Origin of the sequence: Flavobacterium resistens (genome assembly GCF_900182645.1) — a bacterium.
Classification (GTDB): domain Bacteria; phylum Bacteroidota; class Bacteroidia; order Flavobacteriales; family Flavobacteriaceae; genus Flavobacterium; species Flavobacterium resistens.
On the sequence record NZ_FXTA01000007.1, the window covers coordinates 111,934 to 135,600 of the forward strand.

Below are 23,667 nucleotides of genomic sequence, written 5' to 3' on the forward strand. Positions count from 1 at the left end.
TGTCAAAAATTATTGTTTAATTGTTGAATTAGAAAATTCAACTGTTTTTAAAATTTCTCTTTTTATTCTGCGTAAGCGTCATTTGTACTAGTAGCGTATAATCCTACCAATGCTCCTGTAAAACCTCCAGCGACATTTGTAGAAAGAATATCGCCAGAAACACTTCCTCCTAAATTTTCAAAATCAACACCGTTTAAAGCATAACTAAACTGGTAACTGTCGCCTGTTGCTTTTACCTGAAGACGTATGTTTTTATTGATCTCAATTTTAGCGCTTGCAATAACTTTTGATTCTCCCTTTTCTGTTCTTTCCAATATGATATAAGTGTCCTTGCCTTTTTTAGTTATGCCAAAAACATAATTGAAGCGCTCACTCTGCATACAAACAATTCCAGCCAAATCCTTTTCAGATGAAGGTTTATAATCTAAAGTTGATGTGAAAGAAAAATTATTGTGCTGCTGTCTATAAAAAAGTGTTGAAGTTGGTTTGACTTCTTTAATATTTACTGCAAAAGGCTTGATCTCGAGTCCGCTTTTTGTTACCGAAATAAAATTTTCACGAGGTCCTCTAAGTCCAATCCATCTGTAATCTAATTTTTCAGATGTAAAGTTTTCAGTAAACGTGAAATTTCCATTAGGAAAAAATCCGTCTTTTCCAGTTTTGTTTTCAATAACACCATTAGGCATTTTCATTTTTGGTTTGAGAGGAACTAGTCCGTTTTCAAAAACTGGAAAAACGCCAGACCAATCTACAGGCAACATAAAAGTTTCTCGTCCCATATTCACTCTATTTTTATCATTAGGACGAATACCAAGAAATACTCCATAATATTTATTGTCAGGACCTAATACTAAATCAGCATGTCCTGCCCAGTCCACTTTTTCAGGTCTATCTTGTGGAAAATACCTTTGTGTCAGAATCGGGTTGTTTGATGCTGGTTTAAAAGGACCTTTCGGACTGTCACTAACAAAAACAACTTCGCTATGATTATCACCAGTTCCGCCTTCGGCACACATTAAATAATAACGACCGTCTTTTTTATATAAATGTGGTGCTTCAATCCAAATTGGTTTTTTAGAAAGATCGACACCTCCGTCTACAATAATTTTATCTGAGCCTGGAATTACTTTATCATTTGCAAGGTCATACTCCCAAACTTTAATTACACGATGACCTTCATACAATTCTTTTCCTTTGTCTGGTGCATCATTATGTACAATATATCCTTTTCCGTTATCATCAAAAAAAATACAAGGATCAATACCGTTAAAATCCAATTTAATAGGGCTTCCCCAACCTTTCATTGGATCTTTTGTTTTTACTATAATATTCCCCATTCCTCCCGTAAAGGCAGTTACAATCATATAAAAAGTATCATTATGAGGATTATAAGTTATACCCGGCGCATATACTCCTTGGCTAATTCCAGTATCGTGAGGATTAAATTCTGAAACCTTATTTAAAACCCCTCCTAAATCAGTCCAATTCACTAAATCTTTAGAATGAAAAATTGGCACTCCTGGAAACATGGCAAAAGAAGAGCAAACCATATAATAGTCATCTCCTTTTCTGGTAATAGCAGGATCAGGATAACATCCCTGCAAAATTGGAGTATAAAACTCGTCTGATTTTAAAGGATTATTTTTATAAATATCATCATTGCCTGTATAAACAACATTTGAAAAGATTGGCATTTTACCAATTTGCGCTTTTACAAGGGAATCTTTAATTTTTATTTCATTAAATGAAAAAAGAAATAATAAGGATAGCAGTAGAAATATTTTTTGGTGTTTCATTTTAATTAGTTCTTGTATTTTAACATCTCTTTGAAATGTGTGGTTATAAAATAATTGAATGCAAATAATTAATAAGTGTACTTATTACAAATATAAAAAAACATTTGAAAAAACAACCGGTTGCTTGATAATATCTTTAACAAATAAGCAAAAAAATGTATAGTAAAAAACAGTCTCTATAATAAAATTGACAAAATATTTGTTTTTTATCAATTTTATTCGATCTGAATTCCACAAAAATTGAAATTCTATTAATTATTTTTTAAAAAATAGAGTAAAAAAATGAATGACTTTTTTTCTAATTTTTTTTAACAGAGAAAGAAAAATTGCATAAAAAAACATAAGATGTAGTACTATGTAATTTTCCTACTCTTCATTAAACAAATTAAAATCACATTCGGCCTCAACAAATAGCGTCCCTAGACTATCAGATAATTAAGTTTACTTTTCTTGATTACTTTGCTCGTTATATTATTAAAATCTTATGCAGTATAATTTGATTAAACTGCATAAGATTCTAACAAGCTACATTTACTCCGTTGCTCTTCTTAAACCATATGGATCTATGGTAAGGATTTTTCCGTCATCTGTATAGTCGATTTTAGTTACTTTAATACTTCGCAAATGCGTCACTCCTTTTGACAAACTCGAATCATGATAAAACAAATACCATTCGTCATTTACTTTACAAATCGAATGATGTGATGTCCATCCTATCACTGGATTAAGAATACGGCCTTGATAAGTAAAGGGGCCATAAGGATTGTCGCCTATTGCATAACAGATATAATGTGTATCTCCAGTCGAATATGAAAAATAATATTGACCATTGTATTTATGAACCCAAGAAGCTTCAAAGAAACGGCGATCATTATCGCCAGCCTTCAGCGGTTCTCCATTCTCATCGAGAATTTTAATTTCCCTTGGTATTTCTGCAAATTCTAGCATGTCATCTGACAGCATTGCTACGATGGGACCTAAAGCAGGTTCAGTATCAGATGGTTCTTGGTTATTGATATCATATTTATTATTTCTATATTTTTGAAGTTGTCCACCCCAAATACCTCCAAAATAAATATAATGCTTAGCGTTATCATCCTCAAAAACAGCAGGGTCAATACTGTAACTTCCACTTATCGCCTCTTTTTGAGCTTCAAAAGGCCCTGTAGGCGAATTACTCACTGCAACGCCAATTTGAAAAATTCCATCTGCACGCTTTGCTGGGAAATACAAATAATACTTACCATTTTTACACGCCGCATCTGGAGCCCACATTTGTTTTTCTGCCCATGCTACATCATCGACATGTAGTGCAACACCATGATCTACCGTTTCTGATTCTATAGAATCCATCGAAAACACATGATAATCTTTCATACCAAAATGATCACCATTATCATTAAAGGGAATCCCAGCTTCGATATCATGGGAAGGATAAATATATATTTTATTTTCAAATACATGCGCCGAGGGATCAGCTGTGTATATATGTGAAACTAGAGGCTTAGAAATTGCAGATTTGCTAATTTCTTCGAAATTTATTTTATCAATATTATCTTCAGGCATACCTTGTTTGTTATTTAATTTATAATTAATTCTTTCTTTTCAGTGGCAACAAACGGCATAGCAAAACCCTATACTAAATCAAAGAATTAGTAAGCTTTGCTTTTAAACTTAGTTTAAACAATCTAAAGAGACCGTCAAACTATTAGAAAATAATGGAATATAAATAACAAACACAACCGGTTGTTCAAAGATATGAAAAAATAATAAATAGCTGTTGATATTAAGAAATTAAAATTTTACGCAAAATCAGCACATTCGTTCGAAAATTAAACTAGAAGACTCTCCTTAAAAAATAAAAACTATTTTCAATCAAGTAATTTTCATAATTTTGTTTCAACCACTGAATTAATGTGTTCTTAAAAAGATATTATTACAGGTTAACAAAATTCCGCATTCACCTTGAAAAAAATAAGGTTTAGTTGTTTTTTTTTTGTTTAATCATATTCAGATTTGTACCTCTATTGTACCTCGGCATCTGTTAGATCCAGTAAATACTGGCTGTTAATTTCTGCATCGGAAAATAGTGGTATTCGTACCATAAAATGGACAACAAAACACAAGATCTTTGGTGGTGAAAAACAAAAGCTATGCAGAAACCAAGGAAATCCTACACGCCGGAATTCAAGCAGAAGGCGGTGAGCCAATCACAAACAATTCACCTCTTATTTTCCACTCTGATCGTGGCATCCAATATGCATGCAGGCAATTTATCGATGAACTCAGCAATCACAAGTCAGTCACCAGAAGCTTGTCAGGAAAGGGAAACTGCTGGGACAATGCAGTAGCAGAAAGCTTCTTCAAGACATTTAAAATAGAACTGACATACCAGAAACGCTTTCTCAACAAACAAGAAGCTGAATCTTCAATTTCTGAGTATATTGAAAAATTTTACAATATCGATAGAAGACATAAGCATTTGAACAATCTGAATATTTTTGAGTATCAAAAATTGAAAAGATTATCTTTAAAAAAGAATTAGATTTGAAATATTGCGAATTCCAGTCCCAGATAACAACATTTAAGTCTGTTTTTAACATAAGCTATTTTTAAGGTGCAAAACGGATACAAGAAAAATAAAGTAGAGCTATGGTTGGTTAGGTCATCCACTAAAATTTCCCTGTTGTTATTATTACGATTTGAGTCCAATCCAAACTATAAACGCGAGATTTTCAGATTTCACTGAAAATTTTGCGTTTAGTTTTACTTTTTGATTGATTTTGTTTTTGCAAAAACACATTAAGCAAATCCATGGATTGCTGTTTCACTTAAGCAAAAAACTGATTTATTTCTATTTTTGACAGGATTGAAAAAAGAAAAATTAGAAGTTGCAGAAAGAACTATATATAGAGCATCACGTTGTGTCTAATTGTAAAGTGAAGTATCACAATATAAGAATTTACTTTCCGTTTAAATTAAAAAACTTAATCAACAAAAATGACTAAATCGTTTAAATTAACTACAGTCTTTATGATTGTATCCTTAAAATTAATTTCTCAGAATTTAATTTTAAATCCAAGTTTTGAAGAAACTCGATACACGCCTGATTCAATTAGTGCATTTAATGAAAATGTAAAATACTGGTCAACTCCTAATGATGGCACAACAGATTTATTTGATATTAATGCAAAAAATCTTATGATTTCAATTCCGAAAAATTACAATGGACACCAAACTGCTAAATTTGGTGAAAAATATGCCGGATGTTACTTTTATGCTGAGAATAACTATAGAGAATACATACAAGGACTCCTAAAAAGTCCTTTAGAAAAAGACAAAGATTATAAAGTGTCATTTTATGTTTGTCTAGCAGAAAAATCCAAGTATGCACTAAGTGAAATAAGTTTTATTCTTTCAAATCCAAAATTAAACCTTCCAAGTTCAGATTATTTATCCGACAATTCGCTATCAAAAATTTGGTTAAATAGCTCTTCTAAACACTCTATTGAAAATGAAAACTATTATACGGATTCAGATAATTGGACCTTAGTTTCAAAAGTAATTAAAGCAAAAGGGGGAGAAAACTATATTGTAATTGGAAATTTTAATAATGATTCAAAAACTAAAAAGAAAAAAATCAATAGCAACGCAACTCATAACAATTCATACTACTTTATAGATATGGTTTCAATTGAGCCATTAAATAGGCTTGTTACTTTGATAAAACCCAATTCGGACAATATTGTTGAGATTAAAATAAATAAAGTTATTGAGGAAGAAACTTTAGTACTTGAAAAGACGTATATTTTAGAAAACATCAACTTTAAATCAAATAGTATTGATTTAAATGAAGATACCATAGATGAACTCGAAAGAATACTCATTTTTTTAAAGAAAAATAACAGTACTGAAATATTGATTTCTGGTCACACCGATGACGTTGGAAGTGATGAGTACAATCAAAGACTATCTGATGATAGAGCCCAAGCAATAGCAGGTTATTTAAGTAATAAAGGTATAAGCTTAACTAGAATAAAAACGATTGGATACGGAAATAGTAAGCCAATAGAGTCAAATAAAACAGAAGAAGGTCGAAATAAAAATAGACGAGTAGAATTTAAAATAACTAAAAACAACAATGTCTATGAGTAATTCTTGTTATCATCTACTTATAAAAATTCGATAAGATTTTCAGTTTAGGGTTCTGTCGCATCTGCCATATAAATTAGAGATAAATCACTTCCCTAAAAATTATGTGGTCAATTTACAAAATGATTTGAACATACTTGCCTCTGGCTTAAGCATCTAGATATGTAACAGATGCGACAGAACTGTTTTAACTTCCCTAGATAATTTTTATTGTATCTTTTTGTATCTGATGGGAACTTCTAATATCCTCGTCAACAATAAAAATGGGCAAATAAATAAATATTCCTAATAATGAAAACAGCAGTCCTCCGATTGATCCAGCAGCAAATGAAAACCAAAAAGATTCGTTCTGTCCTCCCCATACAAAAGGAATTAAACCTGTCACAGTAGATAAAATAGTCAACATTACTGGAATTATTTTATAATTAAATGCTTTAAAATAGAGCATTGGAACAGCTCTATGTGGATATTGTTTTTTAAAGTTATTATAATCATTAATGATATAAAGAGCCGCATTTACACTTATTCCACACAATAAGATAAAGGAAGCATAACCACCTTGATCAAAATTGAAATCAAAAAGATAAAACGTTAGAAAAACACCAATAAAAGAAATTGGAATCATACTGATTATTGCAAAAGGCTGCTTTAATGATTCAAGCAAAATGGAACATATAAAGTAGATGATTAAGATGACAACTAAAATAAAATAATATTGCTGTTTGTTTGTTTTATCCCATATATCATTATTTTGTTCAAATACTCTATAACCAATAGGCAATCTAGTTTTCAATTCTTCTATGTTATTTTCTCTAACTTTTTGAGCCAATGGTTCTGTACCTATAAAATCATAGGCTATAGTTAGGCGGTATTGTTGATTAAATTTTGAAATTGAATTCCCTGTTTTTCTTTTTTCAATTTCAGCCATCTGATCCAGTTTGTATTGATTGTTTCCTATGCTGATAGGAACGTGTTTTAAATCCCAGACATTGACTTTTTGGTATTGATCAGACACTAATTTTACTTGTTGCAGTTCATTATTACGGACAAACGAAGTTACGCCACCGGCGTGAGTCTGATTTTTTAAATAGGAATAAAGTCCTGTTTGATACACCTCGCCCATTGCCATTTTTTCGGTATCAAACTCTAAAAAGTATTCATAGGAGTTGGCATTACCCCAGGAATCACCATTGGTAATATCAACATCTGTTATTCTGGAAGCAGAATTGTGTATCAATTGCGACTTTAAAAGTTCGGCATACGAGTATAGTTTATCATAATTATAGCCTTCTATTACAATTCGATTGTTTTTGTAATCAGAAACTAAGGCATTCGAAAATCCCTGGCCAACTCCGCTAACGCTCCAATCCAAACCTCCCAAGCTGATAGCTTTTGATTCCAATAAACTCTTTAGTTTAAACGGAAATCCACTGAATTCATTTTCTTTTTTAAAATAAATGGAAATAGTTGAGTTTTTATAACTGCCTATGTTTGTCTCAAACATCTCAACTTCGTCAAAACTGCTGATGTAATTTTCCATTTTGATGATTACCTCATTCAGTTGTTCAATGGTACAGCCCTCGGGCATACTTCCGCTAACTCTCAATGTAGTTCGTTCCGGATCTGAATAATGCGAATTCTCGTATACATCTTCTGTAAATAATCTAAGAGAACCACCTATTATTTTTTCTAATATAGGCTTGATTTCATCGTAAAACCATTCATTCCCGATGGTTTTATTATAGGTTTCTTCTAAAAAACCATCACCTTTCATTTCTTTTGGAAAAAGATGTAAAGGCAATCCGAAGCTTATTATTAAGACAACAATAAACAACCATTTAAAAGCCGGTCGTTTAAGAGCCGATATCAATTTATAATAATAGCCCGTAAATTGGACAATCCTTCTTTTTCTTTTTCTTGAAAATACTTTTCTCTTAGAATTAAATCCTATTTTTTGTAAAAGCGCAGGAACAAAAAACAATGCAATAAATAATGAGACAACTATATTAATGGCAATGACCAATGTAAAATCTCTTAAATTAGCCTGCAAAGATTCATCCAGTAAAAAAGTAGATAATAATGCACCTGTAGTAGTCAAAGTCGTCGCTAAAATAGCTAAAAACACTTTTTTATCCCCTTTGTTTTTAAGGTGATCAATCATAATGATACAATTGTCAATAATGATCCCGAAGGAAATTGTAATTCCGGCAAAGGAATACAATTGTAATTCGACTTCAAACAGCTTATAAAAAATTACGGCAATCAAGAGATTGGCTATAATACTTAAAAATAAAATCAATATATGCTTGAAACTTCTACTGGTAATTAAAATAAGAAAAAATAGTATCAATAAAGAAAATAGCATTTTTTCCTGAATTTTTTGAAGCTCTTTAGTAATATATTCAGAAGTGTCATTAGTCAGTTTCAAAGAATATTGCTCATTTATCTCTTTCTTTAAATGCTCTATTTCCTCTTTCACTGTATTGGCCACTTCTATGGTATTTGCTCCGTTTTCGGCATATACAACCATATTTATAGAATTTTTCCCGTTTATTCTGAAATAAGACTTCATTGGTGCTTCTTTTAATTGCACTTCAGCAATATTCTTCAGATAAATAATTCTATTTCCTATTTTTTTTATCGGGATTTTATCCCAATCAATGTCTTTTTCAAATTTATAATTTAATACCACTGAGATTTGTTCCGTTTCAGCATTATTTTTTGAAATCAAACTTCCATTTCCCAATTGTTGCGTTTGAAAATATTGACGAATAGCATTCTCTATTTCATTAACGGAGATGGAAAGCTGGATTAGTTTATCTGAATCATATTTTATACACCAATCAAAAGGATCCGCTCCATAGACAAATACTTTGTTTACCCCTTTTATGATTGCTAATTTTGGGAGTAGCTGATTTTCGGCATATTTCTTAATTAAATACGGACTTTCATTAGCATTAATACTGTACGCCAAAACGGGAGAATTATTTTCATTCGCTCCACTAATAGATAATTGAGGATAACTTACTCCTTCGGGAAGTTCGGTATAAGTCTGCCGGATTAGATTGGCAATTTCAAATCGGACAGCATCTAAATCTGTATTTTTTTTAAATTTAATATTGATCGATCCATTCTCTTTGTTTGTTGTTGAATTAATCTCTTTGATACCATTGACCGTATTGAAAACACCTTCTAATTTTGAGGTTACTTCCTGTTCAATAACCTTTGCCGAAGCATCATGCCAGCTAAAACTTACGCTTACAGAGGGAAGTAATTTGGTTGGATTCAATTGAACGCTTAATAAAGGGATCATGCTTGCACCAATGATACACAGGCAGGCGAAACAAGCTAATATGCTAAATGAAGAAAATTTTGATTTCATGGAAATTTATCTTAAAGCATTTTAAATAACCTATTCCATTGAAACTCCTCATTTTTATTAGAAAATAAGATACATTGCACTTTACCTATTATATTCGATTCGGGTAGAAATCCCCATAGTCTGGAATCGTGAGTTCCTTTTCGATTATCTCCCATCATAAAATAATAATTCTGTTTGAATCTGTAGGTTTTAGCACTTTTGCCATCTATAAAATAAGCTCCATTTTTTTCTGTAATTTTACTTTTTTCAAACATATTAATCATTTTTTCATACAGCAAATAACTATCTGGATTTAGTTGTACTTTCATCCCTTTTTTGGGAATGACAATAGGTCCCATATCGTCTAAAGTCCATTTGCTTGTTGTAGTTTTTAATAGATTCTCTTCCGGGTTGTAAGTATCTATTTTTTTAGAGATAGAATCGATACAATTTCTTTTTTCGAGAAGTTCAAATTCTTTATTTGAAAAGATTGCATTTACACAATTTGGTTTTCTGTAATCATAATTTACACGCCCCTCTATCGATAAAGAGTCAATAATTTTATAGAGATTATTCTTGTCTTTAATTCTGAAATTACAATTATTCTTCACTGTTTCTGGTGAGTTAAATAGCTTGGAGTTCGTGTAAATTTCCCCTTTTTTTATATTTATAGTATCTCCGGGAAGTCCCACGCATCGCTTCACCACAAAAAAAGTTAAGGAAGTATTTAATGAAAACACAAAAACATCTCCCTGCTTTATTTTTGAACTACCGCTCCATCTTGTGTAATCCCACCAAGTTTCTTTCCTCCTGGCTCTGGCCTCTTTATTCATGTAAAAAGCTAAATTTACCCAAGGAATTTCAAAAGGAGATCTAGGTAATTTTGGTCCATATTTAAGTTTGTTGACTACAATTACATCGCCTGGATAGAGCATGTTTTCCATTGAGGAGCTCGGTATTTTATAAATATCGAAAACCAGAAGTTTAATACAAATTGTTGCCGATAAAAGAAATACGAATAAAAATATTCCTTTTGAAATTTTCCTTAGAAATCCATGACGAACTAAAGGAATACAAAGTGTAGACACTCGATAGACTAAAGCAAATATTGCAATAGTAATTCCCAACCAAACCATGCCCAGCACTACAAAAAATAGTGTCAACATTGCAATTAATGAAGCTATTTGTTTTGTTTTAGTCATTTAAACGTTTTTTCTTTTATCGTTTATTTATCCAGTATTTCGTCAAAATTCTCACTAATAGTACTCTTGTTATGAAAATCATATAGAGTCAATTGCTCAACTTCATAATAAAATCGCCAGTAATTATATAGACTCATGATGTAATTTTCAGAGGCGTTTTGCCATGCTTTTCTGGCACTCGTTAACCGCAGTAAATCAACACTGCCGGATAGAAATCTTTTCTCGGTTACATCATAAGAAGATTTAGAAATTTCACTGGTTCTTAAAGCATTTTCCACCAATTGCTTTTGAAGGTTAAAATCGATAACTTTTAAATTGAGTTGTTGCTTGAGCTTGTCGCCATCCTGCTGGATGGCAATTTCACTAATTTCATTATTCATTTTGGCAGTTTTTATGTTGCCTTTGCGCTCTCCCCAATCCAATATTGGGATATTCAACTTAATAGCAACCATCTGCTGTTCTAATAATTGGTTGTATGCTTGGTGAAACGTATTCGCATTTTTGTTTAGACCATAACTACCGGACAAGGACAAATCAAAACGGTTTTCTTTAGTCGCTTTGTCCAAATCTCTTTGTGCTTCTATTCTTCTTATTTTTAAATTAAAAATTTCAGGATTGTTTGTTTCTGCTAATGCAATAGCTTCTTTAGGGTCAATTTGCAAATTTGAAATCAATTCAGGCAATTCAGGTAAAAGATTCAACGCGTTATTATTTCTTAAAAATAACCCTAATTCTGATTCTGCTTTTTCCAGCTCTCTTTCATTCTGTGTTAAGTTGCTTTCGGAATTATAAATATCCAGTTCCAAATTAAGAATGTCGTCTTTTTCAATGGAACCTAGTTCAAATCTTTTTTTCCCTATTTTGTACAGTTTTTGAATTGTTTCTACATTTTCATTAGCTAATTCCACTTTTTTATTCGCCAAGGCCCAATTAAAAAAAAAGTTAACTGCTTTTAATTTAATATTCTGCAATTCGTACAGATATTCTTTTTTAGCATTTTCAAATTGGAGAGGTGCAATTTTGTTCATCCACTTCAGGCTATTGTATGCCATAATAGGTTGATACAGACCGATACTAAAGGGTGTGGTGGTAAAATACTTCGAATCCATCACTCCAAAATTTGACAATCTGCTAAAATTGGAATTGACATAAAAGCTAGCTCCGGTAGCTCTAATATTTTGGGTTAGATTAAGATTTCCATACGAGTTTAGATTTTGTTGCGGACGATAAACATCAATATTCGCATCAGAATCATAACGTTTTGTTATGGATTTATTATAGGTTAATGGTTCTAACGCTAATTCCACTTTAGGCAGAACACTCGCCTTAAAAGATCTATACTGCCAATAGCTCGCTCCATATTGTTGCTTTGCCTTAAAAGCATCCAATGATTTTTTACCTGCGATTGCAATGATATCATCCAGAGTTGCCATTTGTTTGGTGCTTACTGCCTTTTTCTGTTCTTGAGCGATGATTTCTAAATTGCAAAAGGCCAAGGCAATCAGGCTCATAATTTGTATCCTTTTAATTATTCCCATGAGGTGTATGTCGAAATTGGTATTCAAGTTTTATTTTTAAAGGCTTTGAACCGGTTTAATAAGTATTGTTTTTTACTTTTTTGCCTTAACTTCAAATCTTTTGGCAAAATAATAATAGCACAAGGGGGTAAAATAAAGGCTAATGATAGTTCCCAGTATCATTCCGCCTGTTAATACCGTTGCCAATGGCGCTTGAAGCTCTGCCCCTAAACCGCCTGTAAAAAGAAGCGGTATAACTGCCAAAATTGTAGTCAAACTGGTCATCAATATGGGCTTGAGCCTTCGTTGCCCGGCAATCAAAAGTGCTTTAATTAAAGAATTCCCTTGACGCTGTAATTGGATAATAGTGTCTATTTTCAATATCGAATCGTTTATTACTATCCCACTCATGACCACAATGCCTATCATGGACATCAAATTCAGACTCATTCCAAAAATTTTCAATAATAAAAATGCGCCTGCCAAATCCAACGGAATTTCGATTAGTATAATGAATGGTAGAATGAGCGATTCAAATTGGGAAGCTAAAATAAAATACAATAGAAGCAGTGAAATCAACAACACCGCCACTAATTCTTTTAATAGCTCTTGATTGTTAAAAATACTCCCGCTAAAAGACACTGTATATAATTTGTTTTCCTTGACGACTTGTTTTATTTTATCAATGGTCTGGTCTACGGTTTTTTCATTTGTGTTCAACTCTATTGGGTAATACTCCCCCTCAATGCCTCCCACAATACTTTTCATGTCTTGGTAATGGATCGTTTTAATAAAATCACTGGCATGAAATACGGCACTATCTTTGGACTGAACCATTGTCTCCCTTAAAACTTTATCCAATGTTTTTGTTTCTCCTCCCAGTATAACGGGGACAAAATTCTGATTGTCAATCACCGATAAAATCTCTCTCTCATTAAAAGCGCTTTTTAATGCATCAAATAAGGTATTGGTCGATACTCCATAAGTCATTAACTTTTCTTGGTCAGCCACTAAATCGATATGTTCCTGCCAAGCTATAGGTTTCAATGTCAAATCAGCAACATTTTGCTGCACTTGATTTAATACCTTTTTCAATTGTGTGTTTTGTGTGCTGCCCAGATTTTCAGTATTTTGCAATTTGGCTACGAGTGGGGCTTCTTTATCCGAAAAAATGATATTAAAAATATTATCGACTTCACTATATGAAAAAAGAGCTCCTTTATACTTTTTTAGCATAAATAAATTAATGTCATATTTAATTTTTTCCAATTTATCGGAAGAATCACAACTTATGTATATAGCGCTTTCCGAAGTCAAAGAAGTCGATTCCTTATCTAAAATAAACTGCTGAGAGCCCACCAGTGCAGTATAATTCAATAATTCCTTTTTCAATGGCTGCAATAACTCCAATACTCGTTTTTTATTTTCCTCTACATCAATTTGTTTGTTCCAGTCAATTTTCAATACCATTTCAGTTTTAGTCAAATAAGGCATCCGAGTTTTTGGAAGCGTCCTGAACAGAACCACTCCAATGACCAATAAAAGAATACAGATTGCCCAACATTTTTTTTGCTCTTTCATTACGAAACGAAAGCCTTTTTCATATAATTCAGCATAATCCAAAGTATTCGTTCTTTCAAGGAAACGATCTATTTTGTTTTTTTTACCTGACTCTTTCAAATGAAACAATCGATATAATAAAGGTACCAAACACACTGAGACAATTAAAGAAACAAACAATCCTATGGTGATTGCCATCGCCTGATCATAAAACAAAGCTCCAGAAATACCACTTAAAAAAGAAAGAGGCAAAAAAACAGAGCAGGTCGTCAAAACCGAAGAAAATAAAGGCTTAATAATTTCATTGGTTCCCAAAATACAGGCTTCAGTTAACGCATATTTTTGCTCCCTGTATTGTATTATGTTTTCAATTACAATAATAGAATTATCAATCATTAAACCAATTCCTAAAATTAAACCTGATAAGGAAATGACATTAATGGAAATATTGAAAACATAAAAAAAAACCAAACTGACTGTTAAAGAAACAGGAACCGATATGCCTATCAGCAGAGGAGATTTAACATCTTTCAGAAATAAAAACATGATTCCAAATGCCAATAAAATTCCCCATACCAAATCCTGTTTGATATTAGAAATGGAATAATCCAACAATTTAGTTTGATCTCTGGTTATTGAAAATTCTATGGTAGGATACTCTTTTTTCAATCTTTCAACAAGACGGTTTAAGGAGGTCTTTAAATTTTCCATCTTTGCGTCACTTTGCTGAATGACAGCCATAGTAATGGCTTCCTGATCATCAGACAAAACCAGTCCGGTTCTTTTTTGCGGATGTTCAATCACTTCGGCAAGATCCTTTAACTGGAAAAGGCGCTCACTTTTTTTAATATAAATATTTTCAATTTCCTGAATGGTATTCAGACTGGATCCTAAGCGGACATTATATTGATACTGATTGTCTTTAATCAATAAACTACCTATCTCGACATCATAGGTTTTTATTGCCGATTCCAGTTCATTCAGACTTAGTCCCAAAGCATCTAATTTCTCCATATCAGGAATGATTCGGATTTCAGAAAAAACAAGCCCGCTTACATCCACCATCGCAACCTCTTCCACCTGTTCAATGCGTTTTCGAATAACCTGATTGGCAAAACGGCTAAAATCGACAAATTGCTGTGAAACAGGATATAATTCAGTGGCAGAAACATTTGCTTTTCCTTGACCTTGGTCTTTTAAGGTCATGCTTAAATAAAAAACGGGGACATCCGTAATATTGGCCTTGATTACTTTAGGGCGTTCGATTGTTTTGGGAAGATTTCCCATAGCGCGGTCAATTTTTTCATTGACTTCAATAAAAGAATAATCGATTTTGGTTCCCTGTTCAAAACTTAGCCTTATAACGCCGCTGCCATTAGTCGATTCTGTTTTAATGTCTTTTAGATGGCTTACCTGCACCAAGTTAGATCGTAAATTTTTCACGATTACATCTTCTACCTGTCGAGCCGACATATTATCAGCTTCCACTTGAACCGTAATTTCTGGAATATCAATGTTAGGCATTAAAGCAACCGGAATAAAACCAAATGCATACAGACCTAGAATAAGCATGCATAAGGTGGTCATTAAAACAGCAATGGGCTTATTGATTAAAAATTTTACCATAACAGGTTCTTAATAAAATAAATATGGGGACGTAAGGAAGTTTTTAGTTTTTCTCATTTGGACTAACAACGACTTCACTGTCGTGTGCCAAATTCAAATTGCCGGAAACAATAATAGTATCTCCTGGAGCTAAGCTGGAACTGCTTTTGTCTGGATGTGCAATTACGGAATAGGAACTGCTGTTTTCCAAAGTAGTTTTGACATAAGTCCAGTAAGCTCGTCCATTAATCACTTTAAAAAGCACTTCTTGATTGTCCCGCAATACCACTGCCGATTTGGGCACGACCAATTGTCCTTTTATTTCTTTTTGAATGCGTACTTTGACGTTCATCCCTTCCGTAAGCTTTCCGTCGTTTTTCACTACGGCTTTTACCAGTATCGTTCCGTTTTTGTCAATTAAGGGATTGATGGAGGAGATGTGGCCGCTATACGTTTTGCCTAGTGCAAAAGGGATCATCTGCACACGGCTGTTTAAGGCGACATCGCTCATTTCCGACTCAATCATATGAAACTCCACTTCAAAAAACCCGTCATCAATGAGGGTCATAAAATCTTTTCCGGCGCTTACATTCTCATAAACCCTGCTTTCCATATTGGCCACTTTTCCGGAAAAAGGCGCTATTATTTTGGTGGATTTAAGTTCGAATTGAGCCGTTTTAAATTCTAACAATGCAACATCATAACCAGATCGGCTGGCTACCATCTCATAAATATCACGAGGAATACTGTCCCTTCGGGTTGTAAAAATCCCCCGCCCCACAAGCATGTCCTCAAACTGAAATTTTGCTTTTTTTAGTTCGATTTCGGCTCTAGCCACTCTTTGTTGGTACTTAAATGGATTTAAATTTGCTAATACTTGACCTTTATGAACAAAATCTCCATTTTTCACGTACAAATGTTCCAGTTTGTCACTTACCTCAAACTGTATGCTGTTTTTTTGGGCCGCAACTATTTTTCCGTTGCTGATCAACTCTTTTTGGAAAGATTCGTTTTTGAGTACAACGGTTACTACTTCATTTTTTTCGGCTACATAAACTTTTTTTTCCATAGAAGGTTCTTCGGCAGCCTTTGATTTAGCACAATTATAAAAAAGTAATGAAATCCCAATAAAAAAAGATAGATTTCTAAGAGTTTTGATTTTTGAATAAATAATTATGTTCACCTGTACAATTGTTTTCTTTTGATTAATTTCACTCAGAAGGCCTTTTTTCTTCTTCAGGATAAGGAATCTCTCCTTTTATTGTTAATTGTTGAGGCGAATTTTTACCATTGTAAACCACCGTTATCGTTTTGTTAAAACGCCCTGGATATTTGGCATCATAAGCTATTTTAATCTCTCCATTTTGATTTGGATTTATTATTTTTTTAGGCCATTCGGGGACAGTACATCCACAACTTGTCGTTACTTTTTTGATTAACAAAGGATTTTTTCCTGTATTTAAAAATTTAAATACTGTACTTACTCCTTTTCCCATTGGTATTTCACCAAAATCATATTCTTTCTGTATAAAAATCATCTCAGTCAATTTTCCATCAGAAACTTGATTCTTCTCTTTACTTTTAGAAATACACGATACACAACATATTATAAGAATAAGTAGGTATATTTTTTTTAATGGAATACTGTTTTTAGGCATTACGATCAAACTTTTAATTCGTTTTATAAATTAAACTACAACTTCCTTCTTCTTTTAATTTCTTTAATATATAATTTCTTCATCCCCTCAGAAATAAAAGGATTTCCGACCATTATTATATTATTTTCTTTATCGGTCAATACTGATCTAAAAGTTTCATTTTCAATCATGAACTTATTGTTTTTTACGAAACTATTCTCTTGATCAAAAAAGAAAGGATATGGAAATTTTTTAATTTCTCTTTTTTCACATAAATATTTAAACAATTCAAATTCATCATAAGATTGAAGAATTAAAATCACTGGAACCCCGTAGTCTTTTATTTCCAATGCAAACTTGTCCCATAACTTAATATTATTTAAACAAGTAGAACATGAAGCATTAATATAAGCGTATACTTTTAATTCAGATTTAGAAATATTAATACTATCCTTGAGATAACTACCAAATGGTTTATAAATAATTATTTTTTTTGGCAAGAAAATTTTTTTTCCAATAGTATTTTCCGCTAGTAACTTTATAGCATTTATTTTATTCAAATTTTCATCTTTTTTCATGCATGAAAAGCAAAAAAACAATAACACTATCAAACTTTTATGAATAAATAAATTTAAACTTCTTCTCATTCTCATTTAATTTAAATTTGCTTTTAAGATATAACCCGTTTCATGATCATATGAATAAAGTGTTTTCCCGTCTTTAGACACTCCTAATGTATTAATCTCTCTATCTAAGACAATCTTTTTTATCGGATTACCATCCCAATCATAAACAAAAACGTATCTACCAGTGTTACAATTTTCATCAGATGACAATCGACCTGAATAAAGTAAAAAAATAAAATCATTAGTGACACCTCCTCTTAAAAAAGCAAGTCTAGTTTTTTCATTCCTTTCCATATTAAAACTATCACTTTTATTTATATTGAAATTCACATCAAATTTGTCTATACCTTGGATTGCAATACTAGTACCCTTATCAATATCATAAATTTCTATAACATCACTGAACCTATATGGCAAAACAATTTTATCTGCACTAGGTCTGATGTATATATTTGACTGATATGCATTTTTACAAACATCAAAAGGAATTTCTTTCGGTATGTATTGAAATTCCCCAAATTCTTTTACGATTTCACCATTCTTCAATGCAACTTTTTGAACTTTATACTTAGAATCAATATTTCCTATTCCTAAAACATAATTACTATCAAGTAGTACTGTTTTGTAAAATTTTTTCTTTAAATTATAACTTTTAATTAGAAATACTTTGCTACTGTCAATCGCTGTATTTTTATTGATCGTAAGTATTTTGTTCGATTGAGAATCATATACCCATAAATAATTATCTTTTAACCCAGAACAAAAACCCAAGAGAACTTCATCAGGCCCCTTTCCTCTCTTTATATATTCTTTTGAAAACAAATTATTTTTGAATGAATAATTATAGAAATAATATTTGTTCCTATAATTATTAAAAACAAACATAGTCGAATCTGAAAAGTTAAACTCAGCAGGAACACCTATAGTATCGTTTATAAACTCTTTAAAGGAAATATTCTGGGTTTTTGGGAATTTTGAAAACTGAACTAGATTATCATTTAAAATAATATGTCCCTTATTATTACACCCAATAAGGAACAAAAAAAACAACATTAATGTTGTTTTAACAACATTATTAGTCATTAGTCGAAATACTTTCATTTAATTAACTTTTATATATAAATTTTCAACTCAATATTTTTAAAAATTATTAAGTTTAACGAACTTCTGAAGACGAAGTTCGTTAAACTTTGTTTTTCATATATTTGCAATAATATATTTAGAATACACTGCAAGTATTAGAACCATTCTTTCTCGTACAATAATTAGTCGAAACAGTTCCATTACTTTCTCGACAATAATCATCTGCATTTTTGGTTGATTCACAGTCTTGAAGATAAGCTATCCCAGATTCAGCATTAGCCGTATTTAAAGCTATTAAACTAGCCAAACTACTATCTGAACTAGAATCGTTTAAATTATTAGCATTAAAAAACATTGTTGCAACAATCACGGTAACTCCTAAAATTCCAATTATTTTTTTCATTTTATAAATTTAATTTGTTTAATGGGTATGCACCCTTTTCTTTTTTTAATTTGCTAAGTGGTGTGGAAATGCTACTTTTGCAACGCATTATAAGGGCATTATCCCAATGCCGTTATACGAAATTATAAAGGCTTTTCGTTTATAAAATCTTCCTCTGGGCTGTGGTTTATATCATAGGCTTTTTTTAAAGTTAGACAATGTGAGAGTTATTTAATTTTTAAATCCCAGAGGATTTTTATATTTTTTCACTATTTCTTTCATTTCTAGCCGTATTTCTTCAATAGCGGTAGAGGGAATTTTTATTTTTTTCTTCAATATTTTTTGAGCTAGACCGATTGCCTTTTCTTTGTGTCTGTAGTCATCGTATAGCTTTGTCAATAAATAAGGTGCATAAAATTTGCCGGGTGTCATATTTATGGCCTGTATGTAGCAGGTTTCCGCTTTGTTGAATTGTTTTGTTGCTTTGTAGCTGTCTCCTAAGGAAGTTTCTATTACGGTATTGTTTTGATAGATTTTGGCTTGCTCTAATGCAGAAATGGCTTTAGTATATTCTCCGGCCATTGCTAGCGTTTTTCCGTAATTCATCAAGAAATCACCGTCTTTTTTAAAAGTAGGATAGCCCGATTCAAATTTTTGAATTGCACCTTTATAGTCTCCGTATCGATGACTGTTCAGAGCACTGCCCCAAGTAATAAATCCTTGGTTTAAATCTTTTATGTAAACAAAAGCTTGATACATAGTAACAAAAGCTACTAACAGATAAATACTTTTATATGATACATAACTTCTTTTGTTTTCTCTAATATTAAAATGAAATATATCTTCAGCACTATTAGATAACAAGGACAGCAAAAGTACCAATACTAATTTTATTGGTAGGATTTGGAATGGATAAGAAAAACAAGCAAAAATTCCGATGGTTACTAAGCTTCCCTTGGCTATAAAAGACATTCTCAGAAGTTTCTCATTGAATTTTGTTAGGAACAAAGCAAATATTACAATAACCACTAATACCAATCCAGTAAAACCATTTTCAGATACAAATTGCAAACCTTCATTAAAAGCATAATACACATTGTCACCAACCTGTGATTCAGATGTTTCTCCATTTCTTACAAAATAATTGGCTTGATAATTCATATAATAAGTCTTGAATCGGTCAAAACCAACACCAAAAACAGGAGTGTCTTTTATCATTTCAGTAGTTACTTTCGAAATAAAGACACGTCCATCCGAAGACCCTTTTTTAAAGTAGTACAAACCATAAAGACCAGTACTTATTATGATAGCTAAAAATATAATCATTGATGTTTTGTGAAATCTTGAAATTGTTTTTCTTCTTATTATTTCCAAATAATGATATTTTAATTCCAATAATAGTCCACCAACGACTAAGGCAGCCATCCAAGAAGCTCTGGACTGTAATGCAGGAAGCACTATAACTATGCTGATAATTCCTAATAAAGGGATATACTCAAAAGTGTATTTTACAACTTCGTTTAAAAACAGAGAGCTGCATTTTTTTTGTGATTGCACTTCTGCGATTACATAATCTTTAAAAAGATACATTCCTAATGCAATAGTCCAAACACTAACCAAAAAACCTGCATAAGGACCGGGATTAAAAAAACTACCAGTCATTTTAAACCCAGAATGATTAGAAGGATAATATCCTAATAATTGTAAATTACCATAAACCGCTTGAATAATTCCTGAAACAATTACTGCTAATAGCAACCATGGATAGCTCTTTAGAGAAATAGTCCTCAAAACAATATAAAAAAAGCTTAACCCCAATAATTCAATATAACGAAGCGAAAATCCATAATGGGATTGAATAAAATAGCGATTTAAAGAAATATAAAATACGAGAATAAGCAGAGCGATATCAATTTTAGTAAAGGAAAATGGTATGTTTTTTGAAAAAAAAATAGTTAAACTATGCAACCCTAAAAGCATCATAGTGCCATAAAGAAAATAAATCGTTTTACTCGTAATGGTAGGTAAAACATATTCCTGAATATTCAATTGAGGCAAAGCTAAAATAAGAACAGCTACAAAAACAACAAGAATTGTTTTTGAAATGAAAAAAGCTGTTATTGTTTTTATTAATTTACTCATTTTAGAATTACTTTTTTAATAATTATCAAATCCTAACCACCGTTGTTTTTTGTTTTTATCAATCATGAATACGTGTTCTTCTTTGCCTTTCGTAAGATTCCTTAGCCAAAATAGAGCATTCTTAGGTGTGTTATAATACAAAACGGTGTCTTTGGCAATTTGTTTGCCTAATGTTTTCCAACTTCTATTCCAATAAAACAACTCGTATTGATCGCCAATATTAATGTGGTTGCCATCATTTCTTACTTGAAATTCGATCCAATTAATTACTTGAGGCTTTGTGAATTCTAATCCTAAGGAAACTTCTTTTCCTCCAGAAAAAGATAAAGGATTGTCGTCGAAAGCGCCCTGTGTCCATTTAAAAACGGTATTATTTTTTTCAAAAACAATACCTTCCAATTGTTTACCATCAGCCCCATAAAAAGCCAGTTTGGCTAAATAAGATTCTTTTTGATTGGAGTAAAAACGGACATATTTGAATTTGTCCTTTAGTTTCAATTGTATCTTATTAATGTGAGTGCTGTTAAAATTGGAAATGTGATATAACGTCTTGGCATCACTAAAATCAAAATTATTTGCCCCCTGAAAAACACAATCGTTTAGATTATTCATCCAGTCAATATTTCGAGTACTTTTAGGACAACTTAAACCGTACTTTCTTAATAAAGCAGCAGAACTTTGAATACCCTTTGTAGGTTTAAAAAAATGATACTTTTTGTTTTTATCAATATAAAAAGGATAATTTACCGGAATAAACTCTTTACCGTCCATAACACCTGCCATATATAGCACATTAACTCCAATGGTACTAAAAACAATACTATTGTCTTTTTGTTTGCCTGTTGCAACGGGTATCCAAACATTATTTACATCAAAAACACATAATACAGCTTGCTCAGAAGGCGCATTAAGGACGTTATCAATTGTACAATCTACTGTTGGAACATAATCTATTGTGACATCTTTTGAGAACGGCAAAAGCATAGATATATCTTGGCGACTATACATTACACGTAGTACTTTCGGGATACTTTCTCCTACATATTCACTTTTCAAATCAACTTTTCCTCGCACATCTGTTGAATATTCCTCGCTCCCATATTTTACATAAATCCAAGAATGCCCTAATGAATGATGATTTCCCCAATGCGGAATCATATCTTTTGCACTAATTATTCCTAATGATCTAAAAACATTAATTATATAATTTACCCCATCATCACAGGATCCCACTCTTGATTTTTCTACTTGGCTAATGCTTAAAGGGACGTTGTAATAACTTTTCATGTTTTCAATACTAGCATGTCCAAATTGTGATGCTATCGAATCCACTATCGATCGCAGAGAAACTTTGCTTTCAAGACTTTTATAAACCCACGAATATTTTTTAATTAGTTTTTCTCGCGTATCTTCTTCAATCGGCTCTTCACCAGTTTTATAAGGTAAAATATAGTTGCAAAAATCCGCAAAATTAGCTTTCTTTTCCTTTGGTATTTTGTCCCAAGCTTTAAACGACAACTCTATTGTATTGATGAGATATTTAGATGTAACAAATTGACAGTCTGGGATTAGTTCCGCTTTCTGCGAAATAACTTTTGTAGAAACCGAATCAAAAATTTTTCTAAAAATCTCCTTACGATCATCATTCATTGGATAGTTGCTTATTTTGTTAAAAGCTCCTTCAAACCCAGGGAGTATTTTATAGGAAGAATGGCCATCCATACTTTCTATTAGAAAAACAGCTGCTTTGTATTTAAGGCTATCAGCCGAATCGTTTTTATAATAAGTCAAAACTTTTTGTAATTCTTCCTTATTATCTCCTGCATTATCCAAAACAGTTTCTATTTTGCTTGAATGCTTGTTACATGAAACCAAAAGAAACAGCCAAACACCAATCAAAGTAATATTTTTCATTAAATTGTTTTTAATCTTAATTTTAATTAATCTGCACCAATACCCTTTGAAAAATTATCCTCACTAGAAATAAGTTTTCATACTCTTACTTTTTTACCTTTTAATGCATTTTACGTTTTACGGCTATAATATCGGTGGAAGGACTCAAAATTCTGTTAAAGACGGAATGAGATTGAATGAGCTTTTGGTGGTAAAAGCAATGAAAATTCTTCCAATTATCCGAAATATAACTGTTAACTCGAATAATCTATTTCTTAGCGTCTTTCTAACTAGCCCCCAAATAACATTTATAAACAAACTGACTGGTATATTGCAATTTTTTCTTTATACATAGACTCCTTATCCAAAATCAAGTAAGCCTAATCATTTTCATATATTATAATGATTTTACAAACAAGATTACTGCTGAATAAAAATTTTCTTCAATTAAGAGAGTATCTTTCTTTTTGTATTATATAAAATTGATAAAAACTTTATGAATCCACCTTAGGAAAGTAGGTTCTCTTTGTAAATAAATAACTTAATACTGCCTCATTTGTTGACATTCTATTGGCGCCATATTTGAATCTTTTACCAAATCTATGCTTCTCTGTTGTAGGACAATTCAAATTAAAAATCGCTCGTAAAACTTATTTGTTCGTCATAAAATTTTAACAAAATTACTATTCATATTTTTTAACCCCTTAACAA

Annotated in this window: 15 protein-coding genes; 2 read left to right on the forward strand and 13 right to left on the reverse strand. The window is 31.7% G+C overall.

What is annotated here, in order from left to right; all coding sequences use genetic code 11:
* Positions 1-62: 62 nt before the first annotated feature.
* Both FN795_RS20785 and FN795_RS20790 read right to left on the reverse strand, forming a co-directional pair.
* Positions 63-1,796, reverse strand: a complete 1,734-nt coding sequence (locus tag FN795_RS20785; RefSeq protein WP_142452402.1) for a glycoside hydrolase family 43 protein — start codon at positions 1,794-1,796, stop codon at positions 63-65.
* 531 nt (positions 1,797-2,327) lie between these two features.
* Entirely contained in the window at positions 2,328-3,362 is a 1,035-nt protein-coding gene (locus FN795_RS20790; RefSeq protein ID WP_142452403.1) for a glycoside hydrolase family 43 protein, read from the reverse strand.
* 568 nt (positions 3,363-3,930) lie between these two features.
* Here FN795_RS20790 and FN795_RS20795 point away from each other — a divergent pair.
* Together FN795_RS20795 and FN795_RS20800 are read left to right on the forward strand one after the other, a co-directional pair.
* The gene (locus FN795_RS20795) at positions 3,931-4,341 is read left to right on the forward strand and encodes an integrase core domain-containing protein (RefSeq protein ID WP_244290022.1); all 411 of its coding nucleotides are present in this window, start codon (positions 3,931-3,933) and stop codon (positions 4,339-4,341) included.
* Between the two features lie 488 nt (positions 4,342-4,829).
* The gene (locus FN795_RS20800) at positions 4,830-5,951 is read left to right on the forward strand and encodes an OmpA family protein (RefSeq protein WP_167498109.1); all 1,122 of its coding nucleotides are present in this window, start codon (positions 4,830-4,832) and stop codon (positions 5,949-5,951) included.
* Positions 5,952-6,144: 193 nt separating this feature from the next.
* Here FN795_RS20800 and FN795_RS20805 read toward each other — a convergent pair whose 3' ends face one another.
* From FN795_RS20805 to FN795_RS20855, 11 genes are all read right to left on the reverse strand, one after another.
* Complete coding sequence (locus tag FN795_RS20805) at positions 6,145-9,330, reverse strand: efflux RND transporter permease subunit (RefSeq protein WP_142452406.1); 3,186 nt, start codon at positions 9,328-9,330, stop codon at positions 6,145-6,147.
* Between the two features lie 11 nt (positions 9,331-9,341).
* Positions 9,342-10,511, reverse strand: coding sequence for a signal peptidase I (gene lepB, locus FN795_RS20810; protein ID WP_142452407.1), 1,170 nt, complete (start codon positions 10,509-10,511; stop codon positions 9,342-9,344).
* 23 nt (positions 10,512-10,534) lie between these two features.
* Complete coding sequence (locus FN795_RS20815) at positions 10,535-12,022, reverse strand: TolC family protein (RefSeq protein WP_167498110.1); 1,488 nt, start codon at positions 12,020-12,022, stop codon at positions 10,535-10,537.
* A gap of 99 nt (positions 12,023-12,121) precedes the next feature.
* On the reverse strand, positions 12,122-15,214 hold the full coding sequence (locus FN795_RS20820) for an efflux RND transporter permease subunit (protein WP_142452409.1): 3,093 nt from the start codon (positions 15,212-15,214) through the stop codon (positions 12,122-12,124).
* Positions 15,215-15,257: 43 nt separating this feature from the next.
* Complete coding sequence (locus FN795_RS20825) at positions 15,258-16,376, reverse strand: efflux RND transporter periplasmic adaptor subunit (protein WP_154275393.1); 1,119 nt, start codon at positions 16,374-16,376, stop codon at positions 15,258-15,260.
* 28 nt (positions 16,377-16,404) lie between these two features.
* Entirely contained in the window at positions 16,405-16,851 is a 447-nt protein-coding gene (locus FN795_RS20830) for a DUF1573 domain-containing protein (protein WP_142452411.1), read from the reverse strand.
* 35 nt (positions 16,852-16,886) lie between these two features.
* Positions 16,887-17,477: a thioredoxin domain-containing protein gene (locus tag FN795_RS20835; RefSeq protein WP_167498111.1), complete on the reverse strand. Its 591-nt coding sequence runs from the start codon at positions 17,475-17,477 to the stop codon at positions 16,887-16,889.
* Between the two features lie 6 nt (positions 17,478-17,483).
* Positions 17,484-18,557, reverse strand: coding sequence for a BF3164 family lipoprotein (locus FN795_RS20840; protein WP_142452413.1), 1,074 nt, complete (start codon positions 18,555-18,557; stop codon positions 17,484-17,486).
* Between the two features lie 118 nt (positions 18,558-18,675).
* Entirely contained in the window at positions 18,676-18,942 is a 267-nt protein-coding gene (locus tag FN795_RS20845; protein WP_142452414.1) for a hypothetical protein, read from the reverse strand.
* A gap of 210 nt (positions 18,943-19,152) precedes the next feature.
* The gene (locus tag FN795_RS20850; protein WP_142452415.1) at positions 19,153-21,063 is read right to left on the reverse strand and encodes an O-antigen ligase family protein; all 1,911 of its coding nucleotides are present in this window, start codon (positions 21,061-21,063) and stop codon (positions 19,153-19,155) included.
* 15 nt (positions 21,064-21,078) lie between these two features.
* Entirely contained in the window at positions 21,079-22,977 is a 1,899-nt protein-coding gene (locus FN795_RS20855; RefSeq protein ID WP_142452416.1) for a hypothetical protein, read from the reverse strand.
* Between the last annotated feature and the right edge of the window lie 690 nt (positions 22,978-23,667).

What these genes read in the sequence shown, in the direction of transcription:
- FN795_RS20845 (WP_142452414.1), bottom strand. Translation starts at nt 18,942, where the DNA reads ATGAAAAAAATAATTGGAATTTTAGGAGTTACCGTGATTGTTGCAACA.
- FN795_RS20855 (WP_142452416.1), bottom strand. Translation starts at nt 22,977, where the DNA reads ATGAAAAATATTACTTTGATTGGTGTTTGGCTGTTTCTTTTGGTTTCA.
- FN795_RS20790 (WP_142452403.1), bottom strand. Translation starts at nt 3,362, where the DNA reads ATGCCTGAAGATAATATTGATAAAATAAATTTCGAAGAAATTAGCAAA.
- FN795_RS20835 (WP_167498111.1), bottom strand. Translation starts at nt 17,477, where the DNA reads ATGAGAAGAAGTTTAAATTTATTTATTCATAAAAGTTTGATAGTGTTA.
- FN795_RS20800 (WP_167498109.1), top strand. Translation starts at nt 4,830, where the DNA reads ATGATTGTATCCTTAAAATTAATTTCTCAGAATTTAATTTTAAATCCA.
- FN795_RS20830 (WP_142452411.1), bottom strand. Translation starts at nt 16,851, where the DNA reads ATGCCTAAAAACAGTATTCCATTAAAAAAAATATACCTACTTATTCTT.
- FN795_RS20840 (WP_142452413.1), bottom strand. Translation starts at nt 18,557, where the DNA reads ATGAAAGTATTTCGACTAATGACTAATAATGTTGTTAAAACAACATTA.
- FN795_RS20785 (WP_142452402.1), bottom strand. Translation starts at nt 1,796, where the DNA reads ATGAAACACCAAAAAATATTTCTACTGCTATCCTTATTATTTCTTTTT.
- FN795_RS20820 (WP_142452409.1), bottom strand. Translation starts at nt 15,214, where the DNA reads ATGGTAAAATTTTTAATCAATAAGCCCATTGCTGTTTTAATGACCACC.
- FN795_RS20805 (WP_142452406.1), bottom strand. Translation starts at nt 9,330, where the DNA reads ATGAAATCAAAATTTTCTTCATTTAGCATATTAGCTTGTTTCGCCTGC.
- lepB (WP_142452407.1), bottom strand. Translation starts at nt 10,511, where the DNA reads ATGACTAAAACAAAACAAATAGCTTCATTAATTGCAATGTTGACACTA.
- FN795_RS20850 (WP_142452415.1), bottom strand. Translation starts at nt 21,063, where the DNA reads ATGAGTAAATTAATAAAAACAATAACAGCTTTTTTCATTTCAAAAACA.
- FN795_RS20815 (WP_167498110.1), bottom strand. Translation starts at nt 12,022, where the DNA reads ATGAGCCTGATTGCCTTGGCCTTTTGCAATTTAGAAATCATCGCTCAA.